The sequence below is a fragment of the Bartonella sp. AP57NXGY genome (assembly GCF_042195805.1).
In the GTDB taxonomy this organism is placed as follows: domain Bacteria; phylum Pseudomonadota; class Alphaproteobacteria; order Rhizobiales; family Rhizobiaceae; genus Bartonella.
Genome location: NZ_JBHIOZ010000002.1, coordinates 23561 through 29859, shown reverse-complemented (window position 1 = coordinate 29859; position 6299 = coordinate 23561). Strand labels below are relative to the sequence as shown.

Below are 6299 nucleotides of genomic sequence, written 5' to 3'. Positions count from 1 at the left end.
GCGCAAACGACCAAGATCAGAATAAAGTTTTTCTGCTGCTTTTTCACGAATATGACAGGTATTAACAAGAATAAGATCGGCATCATTGGGAATTTGTGTTGTCACATAGCCTTGCGAACTGAGGCTATCAGTCATCCGTTGGCTATCATAAACGTTCATTTGACATCCATAGGTTTTGATAAAAACCTTTTTAGGAGCAACAGGAGGCGTATTTTTAGGATTTACTTTATTCATAGTGCTTGTCTAAATGTTTTTTACACAAATCTCAATCTATTTGCTTAAAAGTTTTTTGCATGATAATTGCATCACCACGACCATTTTTTGACGCGTAATAGGCAAGACGTTCAGAAATTTTTTGAAATTCAAAGCGTTGATAAAGGTTCAAAGCAGAAAGATTTGTGGCTTCTACTTCCAAGAATAATTTTATAGCGCCCTTGTCGTGAAGATGGTGAACTGTACGATCGATAAGAAAGGTACCAATTCCTTTTTGACGATAATGAGGATGAACAGCAATTGTGATGATTTCTGCTTCATCAAGGATGAGACGGCATAGGCAAAAGCCTAAAATTTGATCAGAGTGATCAATGAGAAAAGCTTTGTATCCGAAGATAGAGTGATCTGTTAAGAAATTATCAAAAGCTTGTTTTTCCCAAGAAGGGGTAAAACAATGCTGATGAATTTGATGAAGAGAAGCACTATCATTAACTTGTAGCGGAGCAATTCCAAAATTCTTTTTTGTCAATGAAAATTTGGGCATTATTTTTTTTGTGGTAAAGCAAAATTGGTTTGTTGTTTTGCATCAGCGCTGCGTAGATAGAGTGGGCGAGGTGAATTTTTTGATTGTTTGTTTGCAGCAAGATAAGCATAGTTTACAATATCGGCCGCTTCGCAGGGGATTTTTTCTAGGACAATTTTTTCGTATATTTTATGGTTTTTAATATGCTCCACAACGATATCAGCAGCTGGGCCAGTCAGTCGGGTTTTTTTGGGCAAATCTTCGAGGATATTTTCAATTGTTTTTAATCCCGGCTCTCCCAAAGGTGTGAGATCATTATGAAAATTTTGATGGTAGAACATCCCTCTCCCTGCTTCAATGACAACAGTAATTGCCGATGCTGTACTTTTATTGTTTATGACTTGTGCTGCTAACGCTTCAAGAGCACTCACTCCAACAGCAGGTATTTCAAGTGCTAATGCCAAAGCGCGCGCTGTTGCAACACCGACACGTACACCAGTAAATGATCCAGGTCCAATATTGACAGCAATACGCTCAACTTGATCAAGCGTCATATTGGCTTGTTTCATTATTTGTGTAATCTGCCCAATAATTTTTTCGGCATGTCCTTTGTTCATGCGTTCATTGATACGCGCAATAACAGATTTATGACGAATAAGCGCAACAGCACAATAAATTGAAGCAGTATCTATAGCAAGGATAAGCATAAAAATATTTTAGTTGAATAAAACGATAAATAAAAGTCCTGCTGTATTTTTAATCTTTTCATTATCGTATATTTCATTTGTAAGAAAGTTACTAGTGCCAATAAGCAACAATATCTTTTTATGGGATAGAACGAGATGTTGATTTAATCCTTATTTTTATCACTTTTTGAATGAGTACCTTGAGTATTGTAAGATTCTCTTATTTTAAGTCTACTTATGGTGAAACAATTAAAGTTATTAGCTTGTATATTACAAGCGGAGTTAGCGTATGAATCAAAACTGTTGAAGAAAAGAATAAAAACTCCTTCACGAATCGTTTAAATGTAAGGGTTGTCACAACTTGTAAGCTATCAAATAGTACTTTGATGCCACTTGTATTACATAGTAAGTAAAAGTAATTTAAAAGAGGAAAAGTTATGACCCCACATTTTTTCCAAATAAGAACATATTCTATCCGTCTTTATATAAAAAACTCAGCGTAATGAGAGCAGATGAAAGAAATGGCATTGTTTTGCATGAGTTACGTATTTTGATACTACCCTGTTGCAAATCATTATGGACTGAAAAGCACATTTGACAGTTTTCACTTAAATATCAGCTCTTTCAATTTTTTGTATAGAATAATGAGCAGTATTTTAGAACTTTTTCTGGTTTATGAAAGAACTGATTTTAATAATAATGAGGACTTTGGGTTGATTGTATACTACGTTGAAAAAATAATAATCAATGCACATTTAAAATGTTATATGATTTAAATCATTCAATTGTATCATAAGAAGGCTACAAATACCGAGAATAATTATGGAGCAGGTTGAAGCCAAAATGACGCGCCATCCTGCTTTTTTTAGTGATCGGATATCAACACCTAATCCTAGTGCAGCCATTGAGATAACAGTAAACAACTGGGCAATAAATTTGATGGGATTGATAGCCTTTTCAGGGATAAGACCACTTGAGCGAACAAGCATCATGATAATAAAGCCAATGATAAACCATGGGACGAGGGTATGTAAACGCAAGCGTGTTTCTGCTGATCGGCGATAAATGATTGATAGAGTAAAAATAACAGGGCCTAACATGAGAACCCGTACTAATTTGACAATTGTTGCAATTTGAACACTTAGAAAAGAGATAGGTGCTGTTGCTGCTAAAACCTGTGGTACAGCATACACAACCATGCCAGCAAGCACACCATATTGGCTAAATGACAAATTCAGAGATGGATGTAAAAAGGGTAAAAATAAAATAATAAGAATTCCTAAAAGAGCAGTGAAGGCAATTGACGCGGCTACATCGTCATGTTTTGCTTTTATGACAGGAGCAACGGCAACAATAGCTGAATTGCCACAAATAGCATTCCCACAAGCGACCAGCATTGCCAAATGTGTAGAAAGCCCGAAAAGTCGGCCGATGGCAAAGCTCAGGATAATCGTTACGAATATCACGAATATGATACTAGCAAGCAAATTCCAACCAGCTGAAAGGACTGCGTTAATGCTAATGCTTGCTCCTAGAAGAACGATAGCAATTTCGAGAAGTGTTTTTGCAGAAAAGGTGATACCTTTTTGAAAATATGTTGGCAAAGAAAAACAACTACGGATAATTGATCCTAGAAGAATTGCCAAAACAAGGCTTTCAAGCCACGCTTCCGTGAAAAGCTGTTTTTCTACAACTTCTAAGCCATAAGCTAAGGCTGATATGAGTAAACATACTAAAACACCAGGACCAAAGTCGTTTAAAAGTGAGAGATTTTTCTTTATCATTTTAATATTCCCCCGTCATTAAAGAGCTAAAGGTTAAGAAGAAAAAGCTTTAAAGATTTGTTCTTGCTTGTACAGCTGCTGCTAAAGTTCCATCATCAAGATAATCAAGCTCACCTCCTACAGGAACACCATGAGCAAGTCGCGTAATTTTAACTGGAAAATTAGAAAGCTGATCAGTGATATAGTGAGCAGTTGTTTGACCTTCGACAGTCGCATTGACAGCAAGAATAATCTCCGTAATAGGGTTTTGTACAACACGCTGTATTAAGGTGGCAATGTTGAGTTCGTCAGGACCTATTCCATCTAAGGGGGAGAGTCGTCCACCCAACACATGATAACGTGCGGCTAAAGTTTTTGCGCGTTCAAGAGCCCACAGATCAGCAATATCCTCAACAACGATGATTGTTGTATCATCGCGGCGCAAATCTGTACAAATTGAACAAGGATCAATGGTATCGACATTTCCACAAACAGAACAAATGCCAACTTTTTCTATAGCTGCTTGTATAGCCGCTCCCAAAGGCTCCAGCAATGTCTCTTTTTTTTTGATAAGATGAAGCGCAGCACGACGTGCTGAACGTGGACCAAGACCTGGTAACCGTGATAAAATCTGAATGAGACGTTCAATCTCAGGTCCTGCAATGTATTTAGGCATATTTTTGTCCCACGGAAAAAATCCGTTTCATTAAAATGGAAGCTTGAAACCTGATGGGAGTGGTAGCCCTGCCGTCATACTTTTGGTTTTTTCTTCTATTGCGACTTCGATTTTTGTTCTTGCTTCATTATAAGCTGCCATAATGAGATCTTCAAGAATTTCAGCTTCCTCAGGTTTGAGTAATGAAGGATCAATTTGAATTGCTGTTATAATATTTTTGCCATTTAAAGTGATATTGACGAGACCACCCCCTGCGGTGCCCACAGCTTGCAGATTAGCTATTTCCTCCTGAATCTTCTGCATTTTTTCTTGCATTTCTTTGGCTTTTTTCATCATGCTCATCATTTCACGCATAGGAATAGGTATCCTTATTCATCATTGATATCATTTTTATTTTTAAAAATATCAGCATTTTTAAAGGTATTGGAGAGTAAATCAAGATCATTTTCTTCTTTATTGAGTCGAATATCGACAATTTTTGCTTCTGGGAAATGATTGAGGATTTTCGCGATATCAGGATCTGTTTCTGCATTAGAAAAAAGAGTCTTTTGAATCGCTATACTTTCCTCCTGTAAGGTTGGGCCACCTCCTTCATTAACAAAAGTTATTGTCCAGCGTTTTTCTGTCCATTGAGATATCTTTTTTTCTATATCATGAGCAAGAAATTGTGGGGTATTTTCAGAAAGTCTTAAGGTAATATGCCCAGCTTCAAAAGAAACAGGATGAACAAATTCTTTAACAAGGAGTTTGAAAGGAGTGTCATTATGCTGTTCGGCTAATTGAACAATATCGTGCAAAGAATTAATCACGAGAGTTTTAGGTTCAGTAATCTTTTCTGTTGTTTGCGTGACAGAATGCGATAAATTTACAATCTTTTCAGAAAGATCAGTAGATGGAGAAGTTTCTAGAATTTCTGTTACTTCTTGGGCGTTGATTTTGTCATGGTTTTGATTTTTAACTAAATTTTCCGGTTGTAAGGAGTGATCTAATTGGTTTTTCAAAGAGCTTTTTAAATCTGATTGATCGGGTAATGTATTTGAAATGCTCGAGGAAGCATGGGCTCCGACCATTGTTTCTTTTGTTATATTATTTGCATTTGTAGATTCTTGATGAGAAGAGTTTTTAACCAGTGTGAGAGGCGTTTTTTCTTGCGTAAGCTTTTTTAAAGCCTCATCAAGAGTTGGTAAGTCAGCCGTGTGAGCAAGACGAATTAAAAGCATTTCAGCGGCTTGAAGAGGACGTGCAGTTTGATTAACTTCCTGTAAACCTTTGAGTAACATTTGCCAGTTTCGGGATAAAATAGGAACGGAAAGTTTTTTTGAAAAGTCTAAACTTCTTAAACGTTGTTCTTCAGTCAGAGAGAAATCTTCCACTATTTCTGGTGTAAAACGTAAACGTGTGACCAGATGATTAAAATCGGCTAGTTCTGTCAATATAGTAAGAGGATCAGCACCTGCTTCATATTGACTGCGTAATTCATGTAACGCATTGACAACATCGCCCTTCATGATAAATTCAAAAAGATCAATAATACGTGCTTGATCCGCTAATCCTAACATTGTACGCACCGCAATAGCATTAACATTGCCATTGCTATGGGCGATTGCTTGATCAAAAATGGATAATGCATCACGTGCAGATCCTTCTGCAGCACGGGCAATCATAGAGAGTGCTTGATCTTCTACTTCTACCTTTTCATATTTCGCAATTTGACGCAAATGTGCACTCAAAGCTTTTGATTCAATACGTCGTAAATCAAAACGTTGGCAACGCGAAAGAATTGTAATAGGAACTTTGCGAATTTCTGTTGTGGCAAAAATAAATTTCACATGGGAAGGTGGTTCTTCAAGAGTTTTCAATAAACCATTAAAGGCTTGTGTTGAGAGCATATGTACTTCATCTATAATATAAACCTTATAGCGTGCAGAAACAGGACGATAGCGTATTTGTTCAATAATTTCACGAATATCATCAATGCCCGTATGAGAAGCGGCATCCATTTCTATAACATCAATATGGCGTCCTTCGATAATTTGTGTGCAATGTTCACCAAGAGAGTCCAATACAGTTGTTGGTTGATCAATATCTTTTGTTTTATAATTAAGCGCACGTGCCAAAATACGTGCTGTTGTGGTTTTACCTACGCCACGAATCCCTGTTAACATCCACGCTTGTGCAATACGACCTTTTTCAAAGGCGTTGGTGAGAGTACGCACCATAGCTTCCTGACCAATGAGGTCAGAGAAGTTTTGGGGTCGATATTTACGAGCAAGAACACGATAGGCTGTTTCTACCGGTAAATTTTCCATGAGTATTTCCAACTTCGAAGTTCTTTATGCGTACATTTTGATAATACAAAAGCATAGATCAATACTGTAGTCTCATATAAAAGGATTTTTTCTTAATCAAATTATTTATGGGACAATTTGTTTAAAAAT

6 protein-coding genes and 1 pseudogene are annotated in these 6299 nt (G+C 36.8%); all 7 read right to left on the bottom strand.

Translation table 11 applies throughout. The features are described 5' to 3' along the window. Window positions 1-234, bottom strand: a pseudogene (locus ACFIL8_RS00545) (tRNA (N6-isopentenyl adenosine(37)-C2)-methylthiotransferase MiaB); the annotation flags it as partial. Window positions 235-265: 31 nt separating this feature from the next. Then, window positions 266-757 carry a ribosomal protein S18-alanine N-acetyltransferase gene (gene rimI, locus ACFIL8_RS00540; protein ID WP_375611805.1) on the bottom strand — a complete coding sequence of 164 codons (492 nt, stop codon included), beginning with the start codon at window positions 755-757 and terminating at the stop codon, window positions 266-268. Next, the gene (gene tsaB, locus ACFIL8_RS00535) at window positions 757-1443 is read right to left on the bottom strand and encodes a tRNA (adenosine(37)-N6)-threonylcarbamoyltransferase complex dimerization subunit type 1 TsaB (RefSeq protein ID WP_375688736.1); all 687 of its coding nucleotides are present in this window, start codon (window positions 1441-1443) and stop codon (window positions 757-759) included. Before tsaB ends, rimI begins: the two co-directional genes overlap by 1 nt. Before the next feature lie 734 nt (window positions 1444-2177). Beyond that, window positions 2178-3206: a YeiH family protein gene (locus ACFIL8_RS00530; RefSeq protein ID WP_375688734.1), complete on the bottom strand. Its 1029-nt coding sequence runs from the start codon at window positions 3204-3206 to the stop codon at window positions 2178-2180. A gap of 49 nt (window positions 3207-3255) precedes the next feature. Then, complete coding sequence (recR, locus tag ACFIL8_RS00525; protein ID WP_375650842.1) at window positions 3256-3861, bottom strand: recombination mediator RecR; 606 nt, start codon at window positions 3859-3861, stop codon at window positions 3256-3258. Between the two features lie 30 nt (window positions 3862-3891). Then, complete coding sequence (locus ACFIL8_RS00520; protein ID WP_375606797.1) at window positions 3892-4215, bottom strand: YbaB/EbfC family nucleoid-associated protein; 324 nt, start codon at window positions 4213-4215, stop codon at window positions 3892-3894. Window positions 4216-4229: 14 nt separating this feature from the next. Next, window positions 4230-6170 carry a DNA polymerase III subunit gamma/tau gene (locus ACFIL8_RS00515; RefSeq protein ID WP_375688731.1) on the bottom strand — a complete coding sequence of 647 codons (1941 nt, stop codon included), beginning with the start codon at window positions 6168-6170 and terminating at the stop codon, window positions 4230-4232. Window positions 6171-6299: the final 129 nt, after the last annotated feature.